General features: G+C 59.5%; 20 protein-coding genes. 14 read left to right on the top strand and 6 right to left on the bottom strand.

Features of this window, described 5'->3' with window-relative positions:
* Together AC24GY_RS22205 and AC24GY_RS22210 are read right to left on the bottom strand one after the other, a co-directional pair.
* A partial coding sequence (locus AC24GY_RS22205) for an RNA-directed DNA polymerase (RefSeq protein WP_487687340.1) occupies positions 1-977 on the bottom strand: 977 nt, incomplete at its 3' end.
* Between the two features lie 122 nt (positions 978-1099).
* Positions 1100-2095 (bottom strand): hypothetical protein, encoded by a 996-nt coding sequence (locus tag AC24GY_RS22210; RefSeq protein WP_487687343.1) that lies wholly within the window; start codon positions 2093-2095, stop codon positions 1100-1102.
* A gap of 383 nt (positions 2096-2478) precedes the next feature.
* Between AC24GY_RS22210 and AC24GY_RS22215 the strand changes: the two genes are divergently transcribed.
* Positions 2479-2847 (top strand): hypothetical protein, encoded by a 369-nt coding sequence (locus tag AC24GY_RS22215; protein ID WP_487687346.1) that lies wholly within the window; start codon positions 2479-2481, stop codon positions 2845-2847.
* 211 nt (positions 2848-3058) lie between these two features.
* A complete protein-coding gene (locus AC24GY_RS22220; protein WP_397384670.1) occupies positions 3059-3223 on the top strand; it encodes a hypothetical protein in 165 nt (54 codons plus the stop codon).
* A gap of 58 nt (positions 3224-3281) precedes the next feature.
* On the opposite strand, the gene AC24GY_RS22225 is transcribed toward AC24GY_RS22220, so the two are convergent.
* The 3 genes from AC24GY_RS22225 to AC24GY_RS22235 form a co-directional block, all read right to left on the bottom strand.
* Positions 3282-4790: a serine/threonine-protein kinase gene (locus AC24GY_RS22225; protein WP_487687349.1), complete on the bottom strand. Its 1509-nt coding sequence runs from the start codon at positions 4788-4790 to the stop codon at positions 3282-3284.
* Between the two features lie 72 nt (positions 4791-4862).
* Entirely contained in the window at positions 4863-6650 is a 1788-nt protein-coding gene (locus AC24GY_RS22230) for a serine/threonine-protein kinase (RefSeq protein WP_487687351.1), read from the bottom strand.
* Between the two features lie 49 nt (positions 6651-6699).
* On the bottom strand, positions 6700-6897 hold the full coding sequence (locus AC24GY_RS22235) for a hypothetical protein (protein WP_422316506.1): 198 nt from the start codon (positions 6895-6897) through the stop codon (positions 6700-6702).
* A gap of 66 nt (positions 6898-6963) precedes the next feature.
* On the opposite strand from AC24GY_RS22235, the gene AC24GY_RS22240 reads away from it, so the two are divergent.
* From AC24GY_RS22240 to AC24GY_RS22295, 12 genes are all read left to right on the top strand, one after another.
* The gene (locus AC24GY_RS22240; RefSeq protein ID WP_487687355.1) at positions 6964-8070 is read left to right on the top strand and encodes a helix-turn-helix domain-containing protein; all 1107 of its coding nucleotides are present in this window, start codon (positions 6964-6966) and stop codon (positions 8068-8070) included.
* A gap of 85 nt (positions 8071-8155) precedes the next feature.
* A complete protein-coding gene (locus AC24GY_RS22245; RefSeq protein ID WP_487687357.1) occupies positions 8156-10819 on the top strand; it encodes a right-handed parallel beta-helix repeat-containing protein in 2664 nt (887 codons plus the stop codon).
* Positions 10820-11490: 671 nt separating this feature from the next.
* Positions 11491-13272, top strand: a complete 1782-nt coding sequence (locus tag AC24GY_RS22250; protein WP_487687360.1) for a metal-sulfur cluster assembly factor — start codon at positions 11491-11493, stop codon at positions 13270-13272.
* Positions 13273-13609: 337 nt separating this feature from the next.
* Positions 13610-14914 (top strand): Gfo/Idh/MocA family protein, encoded by a 1305-nt coding sequence (locus tag AC24GY_RS22255; protein ID WP_487687362.1) that lies wholly within the window; start codon positions 13610-13612, stop codon positions 14912-14914.
* Between the two features lie 263 nt (positions 14915-15177).
* On the top strand, positions 15178-15600 hold the full coding sequence (locus AC24GY_RS22260; RefSeq protein WP_487687364.1) for a DUF4442 domain-containing protein: 423 nt from the start codon (positions 15178-15180) through the stop codon (positions 15598-15600).
* 78 nt (positions 15601-15678) lie between these two features.
* The gene (locus AC24GY_RS22265; protein ID WP_487687367.1) at positions 15679-15957 is read left to right on the top strand and encodes a pentapeptide repeat-containing protein; all 279 of its coding nucleotides are present in this window, start codon (positions 15679-15681) and stop codon (positions 15955-15957) included.
* A complete protein-coding gene (locus AC24GY_RS22270; protein ID WP_487687370.1) occupies positions 15954-16442 on the top strand; it encodes a GNAT family N-acetyltransferase in 489 nt (162 codons plus the stop codon). The genes AC24GY_RS22265 and AC24GY_RS22270 overlap by 4 nt, the downstream gene beginning before the upstream one ends.
* Positions 16443-16473: 31 nt before the next feature.
* A complete protein-coding gene (locus AC24GY_RS22275) occupies positions 16474-17439 on the top strand; it encodes an alpha/beta hydrolase fold domain-containing protein (protein ID WP_487687372.1) in 966 nt (321 codons plus the stop codon).
* An 8-nt stretch (positions 17440-17447) separates the two neighbouring features.
* Positions 17448-18059, top strand: coding sequence for an FMN-binding negative transcriptional regulator (locus AC24GY_RS22280; RefSeq protein ID WP_422319064.1), 612 nt, complete (start codon positions 17448-17450; stop codon positions 18057-18059).
* Positions 18059-18523 (top strand): OsmC family protein, encoded by a 465-nt coding sequence (locus AC24GY_RS22285; protein WP_487687376.1) that lies wholly within the window; start codon positions 18059-18061, stop codon positions 18521-18523. Before AC24GY_RS22280 ends, AC24GY_RS22285 begins: the two co-directional genes overlap by 1 nt.
* 1 nt (position 18524) lies before the next feature.
* A complete protein-coding gene (locus AC24GY_RS22290) occupies positions 18525-19181 on the top strand; it encodes a GNAT family N-acetyltransferase (RefSeq protein WP_422319068.1) in 657 nt (218 codons plus the stop codon).
* Positions 19178-20305, top strand: coding sequence for a prenyltransferase/squalene oxidase repeat-containing protein (locus AC24GY_RS22295; RefSeq protein ID WP_487687379.1), 1128 nt, complete (start codon positions 19178-19180; stop codon positions 20303-20305). Before AC24GY_RS22290 ends, AC24GY_RS22295 begins: the two co-directional genes overlap by 4 nt.
* A gap of 3 nt (positions 20306-20308) precedes the next feature.
* Here the strand turns inward: AC24GY_RS22295 and AC24GY_RS22300 are convergent, their stop codons facing one another.
* Positions 20309-21019: a helix-turn-helix domain-containing protein gene (locus AC24GY_RS22300; protein WP_487687381.1), complete on the bottom strand. Its 711-nt coding sequence runs from the start codon at positions 21017-21019 to the stop codon at positions 20309-20311.
* Positions 21020-21091 lie beyond the last annotated feature (72 nt).

The raw sequence follows: 21091 nt of genomic DNA on the forward strand, positions 1-21091 counted from the left end.
GTTTTCGCTTTCTTTCTAAACCACCTATTTCTTGCCAGCACGGTAAAACGAGTGAGCCAAGTCGCCTCTGCCACAGCGCTACGATAGTCCAAAATTGGAAGTCGGAAATCATCCCCGTAAAACATCTGCCGTAGAAGTTCATGGTCCCCCTCATTAAGCAGAAGATACCGTTTCAAGTCGCCAACAAAGCTTGCCCATGAAGGCTTGGGAGTTGATTGCATCCAATCCTTCTCCGAAATAAGCCATTCAGCAGTCGAAACGCGAAGTCTCTTCTCACTGCCTTCCTCATGCAATTGAAGTCCCAGCTTGTTTAACTCTCGCTCAATAGTCACTATCGCCTGATCAACAAAATCACCATCACCAACAATGATCATATCATCCACATACCTAAAATAATGTACATCGCTTATGCCAGAGAACGCAACATCTAACTCACGTAGAAAAATATTGGCGATTAGGTGACTGAACATCGGACCGGTCAGAATGCCATGTTCACCGCTCCTTGGGACTGAAGTGTGGTCGTCAATAATTTTATGCCCCAGCACAACCCAACGGTCATCGAGACCAGCTTTTCGGCTATATTTAGCCCAGACATTCGAAGCACTCTCACGGCTTATCGAGGGGTAAAATTTTTTGATGTCTATATATTGAACTACCCCCGAAGGATAGTCACGCGCCGCTTTAGCAATTCCAATATGCCGCTCTTTCAGGCCAGCAAAATAAGGTTGAAAAATACCAACTCGATCAGACCCAGAAGTCAAAGCGTAACTAAAAACACAATGGGGGTTCTCGAAAACTGAAGCATGTTTAGAACATTCGTCGAGAAGCGCCGCCTCAGCTAGTGCCTCATTGGCTCCAGGAAGATGAAAGTAACGATGAAGAATGTCATTATTAGAAATAACTTCCTTGAAATGGAGGGCATTGAAATACGGAAAATTCTTTCGTGTAGCTGCTAGATCAGTCGCGACATGCTTCACCCAAATATCCGTGCGCGCGGCAGAATTCTCTAAATAATATCAAAGACTTAAATAGGTCAACACGTCTCGTCGACGATACTGATTTACAGCTCGCACTGCGAGAATTCCGGCGCGATTAGTCTTCATTGCCGTTTAAGATCTAACGAAATAAAACTTAGACCCACGCGGGCGGTGCCGGGAGATTGAAGCGGCAACTCGAACCGACTGGAATATGTCGACACGGGCTCACTTGTTTCAGCGTCTTTGACATGAACAACATACTTCTTCCAAGCCGTTGCAATTCGGGTTCCTAGCCAATGAAAAAGCCCTCCATTGCCAGTTGCTCGCTTCATATCGGGCTCAATCCAAAGCGCGTAGCTATCACTTCCAGAACAATAGCGGAACAATTCTTCTAGCTGAGGTTCAGCGTCCTTTTGCTTGCTTTCCCTCACCAGGAACCCATTGAAGTTAGCAATTACAAGAAGACGCTTGGATTGGGAACCCCATGCTACGCTGACCTTATGTATAAGGTCTGTCGTACTAAGCGCGTTAGTAACATCCCACGATAAAAATTCCGTTGTCAGATTGATGGCTTGATCTCGCAACGCCGGAGAAATTTGATCAGCTAACATTTGCGCATAAATTCGAGCGGGTTGTGAGAGTTCACCCCCGATCAAATGCACGTCTAAAGGCTCCCTGGGCAAGACGTTTGAACCACGCAATTGACAGATAGTACTCAAAAAGGATAGTGCAGCAGCACCAGCACCGCATGGTGCATCTGTGAGTGTTACGCGATTTCCGGCAAGAGTTCTGACCAAGTTATTAGATGCCTTGACCGCCTTATTTAATGGATCCATCAGCGCAAGCTGGGCTCTCGCTGCTGAGCCATCAAACGCTTGAGCAAAATGCTTGTCCGTGTCAGCCTGTGACAGGCCTCCAACGGGAGGATCGGCAGAGTCTCTTAACCTTGCTAAACCGCTCAAATTGAGACGATTGATCATTTGCTCATATTCGACGGCTAATTTTTCTGGCAACCGTAGAAGCCCGGCCTGGGTCGCCCCTGTTTCGATATGATCAGGATCCCAGAGTGATTTTGGCAACTTCAAAGGATCAAGGATCCGTCCGCTTAAGAGAGTCATTCTCATAGCTTTTAGTCATTCTCGCCACCTCCGCAATCAGCATTTCCATGTCTTGTACGCCGTGAATCTGCTAATGTTAAGTTTTGTGATGTGCAATTTTCATTTCCACCTCGATTTCCATGCCATGCACAGTCGGCAGGGCGTGGTAATCGTCGCAATCCGAGACTCATAGTCTGCCCATGGGCTGCCGCACCGTTGTTCTAGCAACCCCTTTGGCACTCTCGGGCCAAGTTTCCTTTTACTAAACCCGCGGCATAGCCCCCCCGGCAGGAGGCCCTCGATCGCACCTTCTGTCATTCACCTCGCACACTCCCATGCACGATCTGCACACTCATTGCTTGCAACCATTGAATAAATTCTCACGTTCTATCATCTGACCATTCATGCTCTCCCGCCTCACAGCCCTGATCCTCACCCTCTGCATCGGCCTTCCGATGTGCTGGTGCTGCATCACAGCTCCCCAGCAGGAAGAGGTCGCCAGCTGCTGCGCCAAAAAACAGCACCCGGCCTCCGAGCATTCCCAGGAGCCAAACTGCCCCTGCGCCAAGCATGAAACCGCGCGCGATGTCGCCGCCACCTTCGTCAACGCCCCGGCCCCCGCTTTAAAACTGCTGGCCACCCCCCTTTGGCACGCCCTTTCGCCTTTCAGCCCCACCTCAGGAGCTTTGGCCGTTTATGCGCCCCGTCACGACCACGGGCCGCCCTTGCGCACCGCCCCGCTCTATTCGCGGCATTGCGCCCTCTTGATTTGAAGCCACGCGCCATGCGTCTGGAAGCCAGACGCTCCGGGCAATGACTCGATTCCGCGCGGCCACTAAATGCGCCGCCACCTAGACCGGCTGCCCGGTCGTCTGGCCTCACCGCCAGTTCAACCGCCACTCCATGGCACACCGGCATGCGCACGCCTGCGCTGCATGCCGCCAATTCAAAGCAGGCACTTCAAAACACAACACATCCAACACTATGAAAACCATCCTCATGCTCATCGCCGCAGCCTCCGTCGCCACCCTCTCCAGCACCGCTCTTGCCGCCGGCAAGGCCTGTGAAAAGTGCTGCAAGGACAACTGCGCCGCCTGCTGCAAAGAAAAGGGCAAGGCCTGCGGCAAGGACTGCTGCAAAGGCGAATAACCCCGGTCAAAACCACGCCGTCACCCGGAAACGGGTGGCGGCTTTTTTTTAGACCAGTCTATCTCTCGGCCGCCTGCTTGAGCGCCTTCAACGACGGCGCGCCGCTCAGCTTCGCCATCTCCGCAGCCACAATCTCTGCGCGCCTTGCCGCCTCCATGCGGTCCTTGGCCTTGGCCTGCACCGCGGCATTGTGCGCCTTGCGCAGCTTTTCGGCCACGGGCGAGGTGGGGCTTTTATCCGCTCCCGTAGCCGCCCAGTCGTGGGCAAACGAGTTCACCAGCCTCGCCAGCTCGGCATCCTGCTGCTCCAGGTTTTGCATCACCTCCTGAATTTCATCCGGCGTGGCCTGAGCTCCGGCTGACGAGCTGCGTGACGCACTCTTGGAAGAGGGCCAGAAGATCAATGCCAAAAACCCGACCACCACCACAGCCACCACCCCGATGACCAGCATGAGCTGTTGCTGCTGCGGCGTCATTCCAACCGCCGGCTTGGGTGGCGGAGCAGCTTTCTTTTTCTCCACCACCGCCGGCACGCCTGGCGCGCGCACACCCGGCGCGCGCGGCACACTCGGACCCGGTGCACGCACGGCAGGTGCTGGTGCCGCTGCAGCAGGGGCCGCCGGAGCAGCCGCCCCCAAACGTAACCCTGCCCCCAAGCCCGCACCCATGCCGGCTCTCGAGGCTGTCCCCATGCCGATGCCTAGATCGATGGCCATGACATCGCCGGGCACCGCTTCAGGCTCGGTCGCCTGCTTCATCGCCACATTGATGTGCGCACGAAGCTCTCCCGCATCCTGATACCGCTTATCCGGATCGGGGTCGATGGCTTTGGCGATGATGCTGTCCCACCGCGTCGAGATTTTGGCAAACTCCGTGACCGACCGCCGCGGCTCCCCCGGAATCGTACCCGTCAGCATCTCATAGAGCACCACACCTGCGGCGTAAATGTCCACCCGGTGGTCCACCACGCTGCCACCACGAATCTCCGGCGCGGCATAATCCGGCGTACCAAAGGGGTTCTCCTGCTCCGCTTCGTCGGAAACCGGCCGCGCCAGTCCAAAGTCCGCCACCTTCACATGGTCGCTGTCATTGACCATGATGTTGCCCGGCTTGATGTCACGATGAATGATCTGATGATCATGCGCAAAGGTCAGCGCCTCACACAGCTGCATCGCCAGGTTGGTCGCCTTCCGCAGCGAAAGAGTCCCATTGTGAATGAGATCGTGCAGTGAGCGTCCCTCAATCCATTCCATCACCAGATACAGGTGCCCTCCCGCCGTGATGCCAAAGTCATACACACCCACAATGTTCGTGTGATTTAGCTTCGCCATCGCACGCGCCTCGATCTTGAAACGATCGGTGAATTCCTTTTCGGCCCCAAACTCCGGCGGCAAAATCTTCACCGCCACCCGCCGGTCCAGGCTCTCCTGATACGCCTTGTACACTGCCCCCATGCCTCCGCATGCCGCCAGTTTTTCAAACTGAAACTGCGGCAGGTAGGCGTTCATCGCCTCCAGGCTCGGGACATCAAACGAAGGCAGCTCGCTGGGGGTAGTTTCTTCGGACATTCCTGATCCATAACCTTCTACAGCTTCTGCCGCGAGGAAAATTTCCTAGCTGTTCCGTCCTGTAATGACCGCTCAACGCACCGGCTCTGCGGCCGTCGTCGGTACAGTGCCTGCCCCAGTTGCGCCACCCACGCTTTCTATCAAGGCTTTCATGGACGGTGCCGTCTTCAGCTTCGCCAGTTCTGCCGCCACGATTTCCGCACGCTTCGCGGCCTCCGCCTTGCCTGCGGCCGCACGCTCACGGGCCTTCTGCAAAACAAGCTCGCACTGGGCCGCACGCATTTTCTGCGCTGCCATGCTCGCACGCCCTTGGATCGCCTCGCGCTGCGCGTCGTAGGCCTTGCGCAGCGTCTTGAGCGTATCCGGCCAGAGCTGATCCGGCTCGTCCAGCGGCTCATGATTCGCAATGTGGGAGATTTCACTCAGCACAAAATCACGCTGCTGCGGCATCAGGCCGGTCAGACCGCGTTGCAGCGCCGGGATGTATTTGTCAGCCAGGCTCTGCATTTCAGAATCAGTGCCTGTTTCCATGTTGATCAGCCATTCTGCAGCGAAGTCACTGACCATCAGCGCCAGCTCTGCATCACGCTTCTCCAGCTGCTGGATCAACTCCTGCGGAGTTTCCGGCACCGGCACCACGGTTGGCATCACCACTGGTGCGGGCGCAGGTGCGGGCATCGGAGCAGGTGCGGGCACAGGCGCCACGGCGACCATCTTCTCAACATTCGGCGCAGGTTCCGGCGCTTTCATCTCCGGTTCCACAGCGGGCACCACCACCACCGGCTCCCCCTTTTTGGCCGGCTCCTTCTCCTCTTTAATCTTCGGCTGCAGCTCAGGCTCATCAGCCTTCGGAGTGGCGGCCACTGTCTCCTTCTCCGTGGTCACAGGCGCCTCCGGCGCAGCCCCGCCTTTGAACATCATCCCGCCCACAATGCCGATGACAATCACCGCAGCCCCGATCAGCACCAGATGCAGCGGCTTCAATGCCGCTTTGCCCTGAGGCTCGTCCTCCTCCACGGCCACCACCTTCACCGGCTGTGCACCTTGGTTGATCAGCATCGCAATATGCGCACGAAATTCGCCCACATCCTGAAAGCGCTTCGAGGGATCCGCATGCGTAGCCCGGTCGATCAACTCATCCCATTTCGGAGACAAGGGGGCAAACTCCGTCACCGAACGCCGTGGCTGCTGCGGCACCCGCCCCGTCAGCATTTCGTACAAAACCACACCCGCGGCGAAAATGTCCGCCCGCTGGTCCACCGCGCCCTTGCCTAAAATTTCCGGGGCCGCGTAGTCCGGCGTGCCGAAGGGATTCTCCTCCGCCTCACCCGTGATCGGCCGTGCCAGTCCAAAGTCCGCCACCTTCACCTGATCATCCTCGCTGATCATGATGTTCCCCGGCTTGATGTCGCGATGAAGGATTTTGTTGTGATGCGCAAAGGCCAGCGCGTCACACAGCTGCATCGCCAGGCTCGCGGCTTTCCGCACCGGAATGCTGCCTTTATGAATAAGCGTGTGCAGCGTCTGCCCTTCCACCCACTCCATCACCAGATACAGGTGCCCCTCTTTGGTGATGCCAAAGTCATACACACCCACGATGTGCGTGTGGTTCAGCTTCGCCATCGCACGCGCCTCGGATTTGAATCGATCCGCAAAGTCCTCCTGCCTGCCAAATTCAGGCGGCAAAATTTTGATCGCCACCGGCCGGTCCAGGCTCACCTGCCGCCCACGATACACCGCCCCCATGCCACCAAAGGCCGCGAGCTTTTCAAACGCATACTGCGGCAGCAATGCGGCCATCTCCTCGACGCTTGGGACGTCAAACGGGGGTTGATGCTGGGCTGAGGATTCCTGGGACATGAAAAAGGCGGCGGACTGTTACCGATACGCGCCCTAACAGCGAGTAAAATCACCATTGCTCACTTTGCCAGTCGGCCATCTCCCCTAGAGCTTCGTAGCCGCCCCTTGCCAGACCGCCGGTCCCCTGACCATGCACAAAAAGAGACTCGGCATGAAAATCGACGGTCCATTGTGCCTGTGTCTGGTACTTTTGTTCCTTTTGCCCTCGGAGCGGACACCCGGCACGTTTTTGGCGCAGATTATGCATAGGGATTTCATCGTGCCAAATCCCCCCCGGCATGTCAGTCGCACACCGTCCTCACCCCCTCCTTCTATGCCACACTCCCCAGTCTCTGAAGAAAAGCTTGTCGGTTTCCCTGCCCGCTGCCTTTCACTGCGCCAAAAGCTGCGTGTCTCAAAGCCCGAGCTCGCCCACTGGCTCGGCGTGGGTCGCAGTTACGTCACCGTCTTGGAAAAAGGCCGCCAGGCTCCCTCCAGACCTGTGTTCCAATTGATCGAAAAACTCGAAGCTGCCGCCAACCTCAAACAGCTCGCCATGCACATGCCACAGCCTGACACCACCTCTTCCCCCCCCGAAATGGCTGGTCTCCCACCCGCAGCCATTGAAGCTCTCGACCGCTTGGTGCAGCCGGAGCCAGCACCTGCACCCGCGCCCGCAGTCAAACCCGCCGAGAAGCCCGTCATCCGCGAAAAAAACACCTTCGCTCTGCGTGTCGCCGCCCTGCGTGAAAAAATGGGCGTCACTCGTCCAAAACTTGCCCAGCGCCTCGGCGTCTCCCGCCAGTACGTCACCAAAATCGAAAATGGCGCCCACGCCTCCCTGCCCGTCATCAAGCTGATCGAAAAACTCGAAGCCGAGATTCAAACCGCATCAGCCGCCGCCACCGCCATTGCCTCAGAGCACACAACCGTCAGCACCACCAGCACGCCACCGCAGCCAGCCCTTGCACCCGCAGCACCCGCTGTGGCGCACACTCCCGCCTTCTCGATGCCTGCGGCTCCAGCGCCTGTCACCCCGCGCATCGCCCTCCTCCCCGTGCTCACCATCCCTGCCGCGCGTGAACTGGCATCGCCTGCTCAGGCAGCCTTCGCCGCCGCCGAGCACTTCGCCTTCAGCGTGACAGATCCCGATGCCTTCGCCATGCGCCTCGCTGGCGATGCCATGCTCCCCCAGCACCACGATGGCGAACTCGCCATCCTCTATCCCAACAGCCTCCCGCACACCGGCAACCGCGTCGTCGCACGCCTCAGCGACAGCCTCGGAGGTGATGTCCTCTTCCGCGTCTACAGCACCGCAGACCACGGCCACTCCATCGTCCTTTCCAGCCTGAACCCTCTCTACCCGCCAGTCACCCTGAGCCCCGAGGAGATCGCTTGGATTTACCCTGTCTCCTCCACGGTGCGCCAGATGATGCAGTAAACTGGCAATTCCGCGCAGCACGCCGGCGCTTGTATGCGCTTCGCACATGAGGCATGAAGTGGAGCACCCTCCGCTTCACTGCCCCATGCTGTCCCGACTCCTCGCTTTTTCACTCTGCGCCGCCTCGCTCTCCGCCGCCGCAGACGTCCACCTTTCCCCCACCGGCCCCATCTCCACCCCGCAGGCCGCTCGCGATGCCGCACGCTCCGCCACCAAGCCCGCCCGCATCATCGTAGCCCCCGGCGTCTATCCCCTCACCGAAACCCTCACCCTCGGCAAAGACGACTCCCTGGTCACCTGGACCGGCACCAACGCCACCTTCACCGCCGGCAAACCCATCACCGGCTGGCAAAAAACCGACTCCGGCCTCTGGAAAGCCACCCTCCCCGACAAAGCCTGGAAGTTCGAACAGCTCTGGATCAACGGCCGCCGCGCCACCCTCGCCCGCTCGCCGAACAAAGGCTACTACCACATCACCGAAGCCGTCGGTGCCGGCGTGTTCCCAGAACTCAAGGAGAACATGAACTTCCACGCCTTCTCCATCGCTCAGGAGCAGTACGACGTCCTCAAATCCATCCCACCAACCGAGCGCGACAGCGTCCTCCTCACCGTCACCCACGCCTGGGCCGTCGGTCAGTGCCGCATCAAAGACCTCAACGACGACACCCTCGCCGTCCGCATCAAAGGCCGCTCCCGCTATCCCTTCGTCGAGTTCGAACCCGACCAGCGCTGGTGGGTCGAAAACTTCCGCGCCGCCCTCGATGCCCCCGGCGAGTGGTTCCTCGATCAAGCCAAAGGCGAAGTCCTCTACATGCCCCTCCCCGGCGAAGACATGACCAAGTCCGAAGTCATCGCCCCCGTTATCGACAAATTCCTCTCCATCAAAGGTGCGCACGATGTCAGCTTCGAAGGCATCTCCTTTCAATACAGCAATCACCTCTACCCCGCCGACGGCCTGCACGATGGCCAGGCCGCCACCACCAGCGATGGCAGCATCGAGATCGAAGACTCCAGCGCCATCCACTTCACCCATTGCGAGATCTCCCACACCGGCCTCCACGCCCTCTGGTTCAAAAACGGCTGCTCAAACTCCACTGTCACCCACTGTCACATGCACGACCTCGGCGGCGGCGGTGTCTACGTCGGCGAAATCGCACGCCCTGCCGATGAGCGCGTCAATCATCACATCACCGTCGACGACTCCATCATCCACCACGGCGGCCGCCTTCACCCCAGCGCCTGCGGCGTCGTCTTCACCCACACCCAGTTCTGCACCGTCCGCCATTGCGACATCGCAGACCTCTACTACACCGGCATCAGCGCCGGATGGAATTGGGGCTACGGCGACACCGCCTCCCGCGAGACCCTCGTCGAAAACAATCACATCCACCACCTCGGCTGGGCCTACCTCAGCGACATGGGCGGCTACTACGGCCTCGGCACCTCCCCCGGCACCATCGTCAGTGGCAATCACGTCCACCACATCGCCAGCCATCGCTACGGCGGTTGGGGCCTCTACAATGACGAAGGCAGCGCCGACACCCTCATGGAAAACAACCTCGTGCACGACACCTGGAACGCCGGATTCCATCAGCACTACGGCTACTTCAACACCGTCCGAAACAACATCTTCGCCTTCGGCCACACCGCCCAGATCCAGGCCTCCCGCAACGAAGCCCGCCTCCGCTTCCGTTACATGAACAACATCGTCGTCTGGGATCCCGCATCCCCCCTCCTCGACGGTGGCGAATGGAACTGGAAGTTCTTCGACAAACCCGAGCGCGGCGATCCCAAAGACAGCCTCGTCTTCCGCAAAAATCTCTACTGGCCCACCGACGGCAAAATCCCCGCCACCCTCACCAAAACCAAATTCACCTGGGAAGAATGGCGCAAGATGGGCCGCGACAAAGACAGCCTCTTTGCCGATCCCCTCTTCGAAGACCTCGCCAAGCGCGACTTCCGCCTCAAGCCCAACTCCCCCGCCGAAAAAATCGGCTTCAAGCCCTGGGACCTCACCCTCGCCGGCGTGAAAAAAGATGACACCACATGGCGCACCCTCGCCGCAAAGGGCCAAGACTACCCCACCTGGGACACCGACGCCAAACCCTGGCCCGCACCCGCATACAAAATCAATCAAGACTTCGAGCACGCCGGCCTCGGCACCCTCGGCATTCGCGGTGCCAAATACACCCACGAAAACAAGGGCGAATCCATCGCCACCACCGACGAAACCTCCTCCCCCTTCACCCCCGGCTCCAAGCGCGCCCTCAAAATCCAGGACGCCCCCGATCTCAAACACAGCTACGATCCCATCCTCGACATCTACCCCACCACCTGGGACACCGGCACCTTCCACATCGAGTTCGATGTCATGGCCCAGCCCGGCGCCGACTGGTTCTTCGAGATCCGCGGCAAAAACCTCGACTTCGGCAACGGCCCCTACCTCCGCTGGCAAAAAGGCCAGCTCTCCGCCAGCACCGACGGCAAAGTCCAATTAGTAAGCATCCCCGCCGGCGAATGGTTCCGCGTCTCCCTCACCGCCACCACCGCCTCCGGCCAATGGTCCCTCGACATCACCCGTCAGGACGGCACCAAGCACTCCTACCCCGACCTCAAGTGCAAACCCGCCTGGACCAACGCCGGCCACCTCCTCTTCAGCGCCCTCGGCACCACCAAAACCGCCTTCTTCATCGACAACCTGAAACTCGAGCCGCTAAGTCCAAGTGAAGCGGAGAAAGAGAAGCGTTAAACCACTTCAAAAGTAAATCGAAGCCACAAAGCATTACTCCTCTCCCCGTCGAGAGTAGCACTGCAACATGATACCTTCGGGGAACCGTCGCGTAGCGAAGATGGACGAAGTCAAAGGCCGGGTGAGAGCCAATGCACCGTTTTATTTGCCACCTCACGCCGCATTCACCGTCCTTTCAGTCCCTTTCGTCCTTTTGTCCTTCAGAAGGGTCGCTGCGCTTTTAGTTAGCCGTTTCATACTCTAGCCCTGACCAAACCACCTTTGGGGAAGTTCCCTCACTTCTGAACCGCGTAGCGGTGACATAACAGTAGCCGTGGGTGCCAACCCACGGTTCCCACATCCACGGTCATTCCCATCCGTGGAACCGCGTAGCGGTGACACAAAACCGCCTTGTCGCCCATGTCTCGGCGATGACAAAAGCGCGCACGATGCCGTGCCCTGACCAAGCACCACTCATCACCGGCATTTCATCGCCAAGCTCCTGAAATTCGAAAGGATGCCGCTTCAGCGCCGCTCTTTGTCTGAACATCACTCTGATGCCTTCATTGGAAAAGCGCCCGCCATGCCCCACCCCTCCCCAACCATCCGCCTCGGCCTCACCAAACTTCTTTCCCCGGCGGCACTCACCACGGCCTCATCGTTGGCAGCGGCAAATTCTACCACCAAATAACATGAGCGAAAACACCTACTGGGAAAAGACCGACAGCTTTGAAACAAAGCTTCGCCTGCTGGAAGAAGCCTGGAAAAACAAGGACTTCCGCCTCGTCCGCTCGCTCACCGATTCACTGCGCAGCACCACCCTGCAGGCTCAGGCGGAAGGCGAAGACCACGGCACCCCATTCGTCCCCACCGCTCAGTTTGTGACCGCATCATCGCTGCCTCCCGCCTGGCGCACCTGGGCTTCCGGCTGGCAGTTCTGCAAAGTGCTGACCCTCGATGAAACCATCGGACTGGATCGCGCGCCCGAGCCCGTGGAGGTCCTCCTCAGTTGTTCGGCGGAGCAATCCGTCTCACTCACCCGCGAAATCCGTGTCGCCCGCATCCAGCCCGATCAAAGCCTCATCGAGGTGCCCAGCCAGACCCACAGCGAAGTTCGCCGCGGCAAGGAGCGCCAAGCCCACGTGCTCTTCATGGCCGAAGGCGCCGCGCATTTGCGCCAGACCTACCTCCTCTTCTATGGCAACCCCGATGCCGAGCTGCCCGCCTATCTGACCGACCTCGAAACGCGCGGCGAAGGCTACGCGCTCGATATCGAAAACGACGCCTACAAGGCCTCCCTCTCCCGTCAGATGGGACAGCTTGAGCGAATGACTCTCAAGCGTGAGCACGGCCTCGAACTCTTCGCCGGCGGCGAAGGCCACGGCGAGCCCCCGGGCATTGACTGGGCCCACGACTACGCCGCCGCCGGTCATTTTCAAAAGCTGCGCATCACCCTGTGGGAGCGCTGCCCCGATTACGAAGTCATTCGCGGCCCCCTCTGCACCATCGTGCGGCGCTGGGGCTTTCCGTATTCTCCCGTTCATCCCGTCTTCTCCCCCAGCCGCCTGCACATCGAGGTCGAGTACCGTTTTTACGCCGGCATCCCCTGGTTCCATAAGATCGGCCGCATGCATGTCATCAAGGAATTCGAAGCCGCCGCCCTGCGCGATGACGAGTGGGTCTTCTCCGGTCAGTCCTTCACCGAGATGCTCTGGATGGGTGCCGATGGCAAACTGCAAAGCGGACCCGTCGATCCCAAGCAGCGCGACAACATCTGGGCCGTCGGCTTTGCCAACAAAGACAGCAAAGACTCCTTCGTCGCCCTCTACCTCGAGCACACCGCCCAGGGCATGCCCGAGCCCAAACATTCAGGCTCGCCGCAGATGTTCTACCGCTGGCACGGCCATGTCTGGAGCCGCTATCCCTTGCCCCAGAAAGTCGTCCCCGCCGGAGCCGTGCTCCACCAAAAGAACGCCTACGTCGCCATCCCCTTCACCGCCGCCGAAGGCCCCGCGAAGCTGGAGTCCCTGCGCCACTGCCTCGCCAATCCCCTCCACCTTTCCCCCGGCGAAATCCCGCGCAACATCACACCGCCCAAGCCCACCACACGCCTCGCCCGCCCCGGTGAAGCCGGCGACAGCCCCATCTCCAAGCAAGCCCTGTGGGAAGCCCTGCGCGAATGCAAAGACGAGCAGTTGTACACCGCCGACATCAGCGTCGTGGACCTCGGCCTCGTGCACGACATCCGCGTCCGTGGCGACACCGTCCACGTCATCATGTCCATGCCCCATCGCGGCCGCCCCCGGCTCGGCTTCTTCACCTTCGGCTCCGGCGGCAACTCCAAGCCCGTCGAGCCCCAACTGCTCAAAGTCCCCGGCGTCAAACACGTCGTCGTCGAACAAGTCTGGGACCCCGCCTGGTCCTCCAACCGCCTCACCGACGCAGGCCGCCGCAAGCTGGGCCTGGAGGGGTGAAGTGGTTCACTGGGGATCGTAACTTGCCAAAGCGTCCCGGAGCGCGGACTTCCAGTCCGCAGCACTCCGCGTTCACCCATGCTGCCGCGCGTCTCTTTAGCTTCGCAGCCTCCAGCGTGCCATCCTGCTTGCCACCTGCAGTGTGGATGACTTCTTACTCTGCGCACGACCTGCTGCGGACTGGAAGTCCGCGCTCCTCAGTTATTTCTATCACTCTCTTCCGCTCAGTGTTCACCTTCCTTAGCCGAATGCCATTGTAGCCAGGCATTTTGCCCGTCTCAATCCCGTGCACTCACGCAGCCTCTGGTTTAAACCATTCCAGCATCACCCGCACTCCATGATCAACCGTCGTCACTTCCTCAGCCAAACCGCCGCTGCCTTCGCCGGTGTGCAAATCCTCCCGCGTTCCGTTTTCGGAGCCAATGAGAAACTCAGCATCGCCTTCGTCGGAGCTGGGGGCAAAGGCTGGCACGCCGTGCAAAGCCTGCAAAACAACGACAGCGTGAACTTCGCCGCCTTTGCAGATGTGCATGAAGTCCGGGCCACAGAGTCACGCAAAGCCAACCCAGCCGTGCCCTTTGTCTCCGACTTCCGCAAGATGCTCGATCAGCACGGCAAGAGCATTGACGGCATCATCATCTCCACACCAGACCACACGCATCACTTCACGGCCAAGACCTGCATGCAGGCCGGAAAGCCGGTGTACCTCGAAAAGCCGCTGACTCACAGCATCGCCGAGGCACGTGATTTGATGGCCCTGGAGCAGCAGACGAAGCTCGCCTGCCAGATGGGCAATCAAGGCCACTCCGGCGGCGGCATCCTCGTGCTCGAAGAGTGGGTGAAAGCCGGTGTGCTGGGGAATGTGAACGAAGCCCACTGCTGGGCGGGCCCGATCTGGAGCTACCCTGATGCACGCCCCGCGGAGGAGCCGGTGCCCGCCGGTCTTGATTGGAATCAATGGCTCGGCCCCGCCGCAAGTGTGCCTTACAGCTCCAAGTATCTGCCCGCGCAGTGGCGCGGCTGGTTTGAGTTTGGCAACGGCACGCTCGGCGACTGGGCCTGCCACAACATGGACGCGCCGTATCACGTGTGGGGTCTCGACTGCCCTAGCCGCGTGGAGATCGAATCGTCAGGCCCCAGCAAGCTCTCCTTCCCAGCCAAGGTCAAGATCACCTACACCTTTCCCGCCAGTGCGACACGCGGCGAGTTCAAGCTGCATTGGTACCATGGCGCCGACCACGCCTTGAAACGCCCGCCAGAACTCGATGCCGCACGCACCTTCCCGGATGGCGGCACGCTCATTCACGGCAGCAAAGCCACCGTCCTCATGGGCACCCACGCCGGCACACCCCGCGTGATTCCCGAAGCCAAAATGCAGGAGCTCAGCACCTCACTGCCCAAGGTAAATTTGAAGCGCTCCAACCACTGGGACAACTGGCTGCTCGCCATCAAAGGCCAGGAAACCTGCCGCTCCAACTTCGCCTACGGCGGCCGCCTCACCGAGACCATGCACTTTGGCAACATCGCCCTTCACGTGAATCGCAGCCTCACCATCGATCCCGTCACCCGCAGCATCCTCGGCGACGAAGAAGCCACCGCCCTCATGCACGGCCCCGCACCACGTGACGACTGGAAGGTGTGACAAAACAGTGCTGCGCAGATGGATTGAAGTACGACAGACACTCCTGTCTGTCGATCAGCGCTTTCCAATTCACCCCAGACAGACGGACCATGTCCATATCACTTAACAGACTCTTCTGCCAGGCCACGTCAGAATTTAAAATGCTCTAAGCGCCCCGGATTTGACTCTGATTCGCGCTTGTTCGCAGTCATTTCTCTGCATTCGTATCGGCGGTCAATCCACCTGCGCCGGATCAGTAACAGGACGACACACACCTCTGCCCCATGAAGCACAGCGTCACCGAGCTCCCCTTCAACCGCTTCCTCGGCCTCGAATCATCCCCCGATCCCGCGCAACTCCTCCGCCTTTCCGCAGGCCCCAACTACCTCAACCACCTCGGCACCGTCCACGCCAGCGCCCAGCTCGCTCTCGCCGAAGCCTCCAGCGGCGAATTCCTCCTCCGCTCCCTCGGCCCCGACTCAGCCGTCATCCCCGTCGTCCGCCGACTCGAATCCAAATTCCGCAAACCCGCCCACGGCTCCCTCACCTCCACCGTTTCCACGCCACCCGAAACGCTGGATCAACTCCGCACCGACCTCGCCGCCAAAGGCCGCGCCATCGTCAGCATCTCCGTCGAACTCCACGACGAATCCGGCGCCCACACCCTCTCCGCCACCGTCGAGTGGTTCATCACCAAACTTCCATGAACGTCGGCATCTTCATTTTCGATGACATCGGCGAAACCACCGCCTCCCAAAACACTCGACTCACAATCCTGAACGGCCATGCCATCCAAAACTGAAAACGCCGACCTGAGTGGTGCCGAATTCCTCAACACCCGGCTCAGCTCCGCCAAATTCCACGATGTGAATCTCTCAGGAGCCCGCTTTGTCGATGTGAATCTGTCCTCCGCACATTGGGAGGACGTGAACCTCACTGGCGCAGTCATCTCCAACGCCAACTGCTCCCACATGAGCATTGACAACGCCTGCTACGAAGGCATGCGCATCGACGGCATTCTCGTCACCGATCTGCTGCAGGTTTATCGCAGCCAGGCATCATGAATGATCCCTGCCCATCAAACATCGGTTGGAGCTTGACCAACGCCTCCGACACCTCAGCCCCCGGCTGCGACCTCGTACGCCAATGGCTCCGCGAACACAACGGGGCGGTGAATCCGACATTCATGGAGAAGCTGCAACAGCCTGAGCACGCATCCCAGCCCCTCATCCTTCTCACTCATGCCGACGGCGAAACAGTAGGCGGCCTCTTCGCTGAAACCCAGCTATCCTGGCTGCGCATCTCCATCATGTCCGTCCATCCCGAATGGCGCTTCAAAGGCATCGGCGCCGCCCTGCTCGCAGAAGCCGAACGCCTCGCCCTCGAACGCGGCTGCAAACACGTCTATGTCGATACCATGGAATATCAGGCCCCGCAGTTTTACCAGGCTCACGGCTTCGAACGAGTCGGCCACATCCCGGACTGGGACTCGCACGGACACAGCAAAATGTATTTCTCCAAGAAACTGCATCTGCCAGCCCGCAGCTAGTTTGCATCACCACCCACGTTTTCCTCCCATCATGAAACATCTCCTTCTGCTCTTCCTCGTCTCCACCAGCCTGGCCCAGGACCTCAGCGCACAAAAACAGAACGCGCAAAACGCCGCCGAGAAAAGCCAGGTCGAACTCCGCCTCGATCAGCCCTACGCCGGCAACGAAAACCCCAAACAGAAGGTCGATCTCTACCTCCCCAAGAAGCGCAACACCGACAAACCCCTTCCCGTCGTCGCCCTCATTCACGGCGGTGGCTGGGTCAATGGCGACCGCCTCGGCTACGCCGCCGCCGCCATCCAGTTCGCTCGCACCGGCGACTACGCTTCCGTTACCGTCGGCTATCGTCTCACCAAAGAAGCCCGCTGGCCCGCACAAATTCATGACTGCAAAGCCGCCATCCGCTGGATCCGCGCTCACGCCAAAGAATACAATCTCGACCCCGACAAAATCGCCGTCATGGGCAGCTCCGCTGGCGGCCATCTCTCCTCCCTCATCGGCACCAGCGGCGACATCAAAGAACTCGAAGGCGACCTCGGCCCCAGCACCTCCTTCAGCAGCCGCGTCCAATGCGTCGTCAATCTCTGTGGCCCCGAAGACTTCACTCAGGCCCTCATGTTCGACAAAGACATGAAGCCCATCCTCAAAGACGATGCCGTCATCGGCCTGCTCGGCGGCAACTACGAAGAAAAACACGCCGAAGCCCTCGCCGCCTCCCCCGTGACTTATATCACCGACGACGACCCGCCCTTCATCACCTTCCACGGCACCGCCGACAAACGCGTCGCCTTCCTCCACGCCGAAGCCATCCACGCCGCCCTGAAACAAGCCGGTGTCCCCTCCCTTCTCGTCCCCATCACCGATGGCGGCCACGGTTCCGTCGGCCATCCCGAAGTCATCGCCCGCGCCAAAACCTTTATTGGCAACACTCTCCGTGGCGAAGACACCCCCGTCGACATCACCCCCATCCCCGCCCTGCCAGAAGTCAGGAAGTAGCCCGTCAAATGTACACACCCCCTGACTTCAAGATCGATGACCGCGACACGCTGAATGCTTTTATGCGCCAGCACAGCTTTGCCACCATCGTGTCACACGACGGCAAAGTTCCGCAAGCCACGCACATGCCCGTTTTGCTGAATCCGACACAAGGATCGCACGGTTGTCTGCTCTCCCACATGGCCCGCGCCAACCCTCAATGGCGCCATTTTTCCAACTCCGAAGTCCTCGTCATCTTCACCGGCCCCCACGCCTACATTTCCCCGGCCTGGTATGTCACCGAGCCAGCCGTCCCCACCTGGAACTACACCGCCGTCCATGCCTACGGCATTCCACGCATCGTCACTGACCATGACCGATTTGTGCAAATGCTGCACGATCTCGTCGAATTTTACGAAACCGGACGTCCCAGCCGCTGGCACGGCATCATGTCCGCCGAATTCCGCGATGGCCTTATGAAAGGAATCGTCGGCATCGAAATCGAAATCACCCGCATCGAAGGCAAGTTCAAGCTCAGCCAAAACCGTCCAAAAGATGCACCATCTGTCATCGCCATGCTACAAAACAGCCCGGATCAGACCGATCGCGACACGGCCAAAATGATGAAGGAGAGACTTTGATGTCCGCCCACACCGCCACCGTCCGCTGGAAAAACCAAGGCCCTGATTTCCTCAATCGCCATTACTCGCGCGAACATGCACTTCATTTCGACGGTGGTGCCATCGTGCCCGGTTCTCCCTCCCCGCAGATTGTGCCTGTACCTTGGTCAAACCCCGCAGGCATCGACCCCGAAGAGATGTTCATCGCATCCGTCTCCAGCTGCCACATGCTCTGGTTCCTCCACGTGGCCTGTGACGCCGGCTTCCTCCCCGAGAGCTATGACGATGCAGCAGAAGGCATCATGACGCAAAACGAACGCGGAGTGCTCTGGATCAGCCAGATCACCTTGCGTCCCCTCATCATTTGGAGCGGCGACCAGCAGCCCACTTCCACCGAATGCGATCATTTGCATCACCTTGCCCACGAACAATGCTTCATTGCCAATTCGATCAAAACGGACGTGATCGTGAAACCCAGAAACTGACATGAAACCGCAGCCCACACCCCAGCGCTTCGATGGCCGCTTCATCACGCTCACACCACTCGATGTCGCGGCGGATGTGGCAGAACTGTTTGCCATTTCGCATGTCGATGAAACCACACGCAAACTGTGGCGCCACATGCCTCGCGGACCGTTTGCTGATGCCCAGGACCAGGCCGCCTTCCTGCGTGAATGGCAGGCCACACCGAACGTGATCGCCTTCACCGTGCGTGACGCTGCTGCTCAGCATTGTCTCGGCAGCATCTCCCTCATGAGCATCCGCGCCGAGCATGGCGTGGCAGAACTGGGCAACATCTGGTATGCGCCCGCAGCACAGCGCACCAAGACCAACACCGAAGCCTGCTACCTGCTGCTGCGTCACTGCTTTGAGGACCTCGGCTACCGGCGCATGGAATGGAAATGCGATGCACGCAATGAACCCAGCCGCAATGCCGCCCTGCGCCTCGGCTTCACCTTTGAAGGCATCTTCCGCCAGCACATGATCATCAAGGGCGAAAACCGCGACACCGCATGGTTTGCCATGCTTGACCATGAATGGCCGCAGATTGCCACCGCGTTCCGCCGCTGGCTCTATGAAGACGACTCAATTCCGCTCGGACGATTGATTGCCGGGAGTCGCAGCGTACAAGCCCGTGCATGAAGCACGCCTTTCTCCTCCTGCTGACCAGCTCCTTGGTTGTCGCGGCTGACCCGAAGCCCAAGCCCGAGTTTCAATATCAGACCCAGGGTATTCAGGTCAGTCGGGCGACGGCTGATGAGCCTAAAGTGAAGGCCTTTGGCCCGGACACCATCAAAGCTGCCGCCAAATACCTCGATGATGGCGCCATCTGCTGGGTGCGCGAGAAAACCTGCGTGAACTGCCACACCACCGGCCCGTACCTGAGCGAGCGCCCGGCTTTGTCCAAACAGCTCGGCATGCCACTGGAGGAGGTGCTGGCAGACTTCGTCAAAACCGTGCCCGCAGAGGTCAAGCCGCAGAAAGAAACGGAAAAGGATGGCATCAAATACTACGGCGGCTCTTGGTCGAGCATCTGGCGCTCCATGGGTCTCGCCGAGTGGGACAAGCATGTGACAGGAAAACTCTCTCCCCACACGGAGCGCTCCTTGCAGGAAATGCTCATGCGTCAGTCCGCCGACGGCTCCTTCGTCAGCTATGGCGAGGTCGAAATCCCACACATCACCACCGACTTTGAACTCACGCTGCAGGCCGCCCGCGCAGCCACCGCTGCGCCCGGCTGGCTCGCCAATCTCAAAGATCCCGAACTGCTCGCACGCGTCGAGAAAATGAAGGCATGGCTGCGCAATGCGCCGCCAAAGAATGACTTCGACCGCATCCTGCGCCTCCAGCTTGCGCATTACATGCCCGAACTCGTGCCCCAGACCCAGCGCGATGCCGCGCTGACTCTGCTGTCCTCCAAACAGCATGCCGATGGCGGCTGGTCTCTGCGCGACACGTCCTCCGTGGGTGACTGGCACTTTAAAATGAGCGACACCGTGTTGAAACTCATCAATGGCCTGCCTGACGCCGCGAAGCCGGAAAGCGATGCTTACATGACCGCTTTTGCCATCGTCCTAATGCGTCAAAACAACATCCCCACCAGCGATGAGCGCATCCAGCGCGGGCTCGCCTGGCTAAAAAAGGAGCAGCGCGTCTCCGGCCGCTGGTGGATGCAGTCTCTCTATCGTGGCAACTACAGCTACATCACCTACATCGCCACGGCTCATGCCCTGAAGGCGCTGGCCTTGTGCGACGAGTTGCACTGAGTTTCATCGTCGCGCACGCCGATACACCGCCGGCGACTCGCCCATGCGTTTGCGGAAATGCTGGGTGAAGCTGCTCGCATCCACAAAGCCGCACTGCTCCGCCACCTCGCTGGCGGTCAGCGTCGTGCGTTCCAAGAGACGCACTGCCGCCAGCACCCGAGTCTTGATCAGGAACTCCTGCGGGGTGATGCCAAAGGCGCTTTGAAACCGCCGCTGCAGCTGACGCAGCGACTGGCCGCAGGATTTCGCCACATCTTCAATCAAGAGCGGTTTCGCGTAATCATGCCGGATGATCTCCACCGCCTGCGCCACGGTCTGAAACACCGGCAATCTGCGCTCCGCTTCATCAGGACGCCTTAAGGTGCCCATGACACCCTGCACCCGGCGTTTGGAGTCAAAGAGCGGCAGCTTCGTCACCAGAAACCAGTCCGGGATGCCCTGGGAGTCCCACCACAGCTCGACGCGTTCGATCACGTCCGCCTTGCCGGCCAGGATGCGCTTGTCGTCATCCACATAAGCCTGCGCCATGGTGTCCGGGTTCAGGTCGAAGTCCGTGCGCCCGATGATCTCCGAATCATCCGGCATCTGGTAGCGCTGCATCAGCCCCTCGCTGGCAAACATGAGATGCCCGGCCTTGTTCTTGGCGAAAAAGTAAACGCCCGGGATGTGGTCAAACAGTCGTTGGAACAGCAGGGTAGGCTCCAGTGATGCCATCCATGCAGCCCGTTGCTTCCTCCAGCGGGCAACTTCTTCCGCCGAGCGCTTGGGGCGCACGCGGGGTCTCAG

The sequence above is a fragment of the Prosthecobacter sp. Pr1 genome, assembly GCF_057652315.1.

What these genes read in the sequence shown, in the direction of transcription:
- AC24GY_RS22240 (WP_487687355.1), top strand. Translation starts at nt 6,964, where the DNA reads ATGCCACACTCCCCAGTCTCTGAAGAAAAGCTTGTCGGTTTCCCTGCC.
- AC24GY_RS22225 (WP_487687349.1), bottom strand. Translation starts at nt 4,790, where the DNA reads ATGTCCGAAGAAACTACCCCCAGCGAGCTGCCTTCGTTTGATGTCCCG.
- AC24GY_RS22300 (WP_487687381.1), bottom strand. Translation starts at nt 21,019, where the DNA reads ATGGCATCACTGGAGCCTACCCTGCTGTTCCAACGACTGTTTGACCAC.
- AC24GY_RS22260 (WP_487687364.1), top strand. Translation starts at nt 15,178, where the DNA reads ATGAAGCACAGCGTCACCGAGCTCCCCTTCAACCGCTTCCTCGGCCTC.
- AC24GY_RS22220 (WP_397384670.1), top strand. Translation starts at nt 3,059, where the DNA reads ATGAAAACCATCCTCATGCTCATCGCCGCAGCCTCCGTCGCCACCCTC.
- AC24GY_RS22280 (WP_422319064.1), top strand. Translation starts at nt 17,448, where the DNA reads ATGTACACACCCCCTGACTTCAAGATCGATGACCGCGACACGCTGAAT.
- AC24GY_RS22285 (WP_487687376.1), top strand. Translation starts at nt 18,059, where the DNA reads ATGTCCGCCCACACCGCCACCGTCCGCTGGAAAAACCAAGGCCCTGAT.
- AC24GY_RS22290 (WP_422319068.1), top strand. Translation starts at nt 18,525, where the DNA reads ATGAAACCGCAGCCCACACCCCAGCGCTTCGATGGCCGCTTCATCACG.
- AC24GY_RS22250 (WP_487687360.1), top strand. Translation starts at nt 11,491, where the DNA reads ATGAGCGAAAACACCTACTGGGAAAAGACCGACAGCTTTGAAACAAAG.
- AC24GY_RS22230 (WP_487687351.1), bottom strand. Translation starts at nt 6,650, where the DNA reads ATGTCCCAGGAATCCTCAGCCCAGCATCAACCCCCGTTTGACGTCCCA.
- AC24GY_RS22245 (WP_487687357.1), top strand. Translation starts at nt 8,156, where the DNA reads ATGCTGTCCCGACTCCTCGCTTTTTCACTCTGCGCCGCCTCGCTCTCC.
- AC24GY_RS22270 (WP_487687370.1), top strand. Translation starts at nt 15,954, where the DNA reads ATGAATGATCCCTGCCCATCAAACATCGGTTGGAGCTTGACCAACGCC.
- AC24GY_RS22210 (WP_487687343.1), bottom strand. Translation starts at nt 2,095, where the DNA reads ATGACTCTCTTAAGCGGACGGATCCTTGATCCTTTGAAGTTGCCAAAA.
- AC24GY_RS22275 (WP_487687372.1), top strand. Translation starts at nt 16,474, where the DNA reads ATGAAACATCTCCTTCTGCTCTTCCTCGTCTCCACCAGCCTGGCCCAG.
- AC24GY_RS22265 (WP_487687367.1), top strand. Translation starts at nt 15,679, where the DNA reads ATGCCATCCAAAACTGAAAACGCCGACCTGAGTGGTGCCGAATTCCTC.
- AC24GY_RS22235 (WP_422316506.1), bottom strand. Translation starts at nt 6,897, where the DNA reads ATGCATAATCTGCGCCAAAAACGTGCCGGGTGTCCGCTCCGAGGGCAA.
- AC24GY_RS22295 (WP_487687379.1), top strand. Translation starts at nt 19,178, where the DNA reads ATGAAGCACGCCTTTCTCCTCCTGCTGACCAGCTCCTTGGTTGTCGCG.
- AC24GY_RS22215 (WP_487687346.1), top strand. Translation starts at nt 2,479, where the DNA reads ATGCTCTCCCGCCTCACAGCCCTGATCCTCACCCTCTGCATCGGCCTT.
- AC24GY_RS22255 (WP_487687362.1), top strand. Translation starts at nt 13,610, where the DNA reads ATGATCAACCGTCGTCACTTCCTCAGCCAAACCGCCGCTGCCTTCGCC.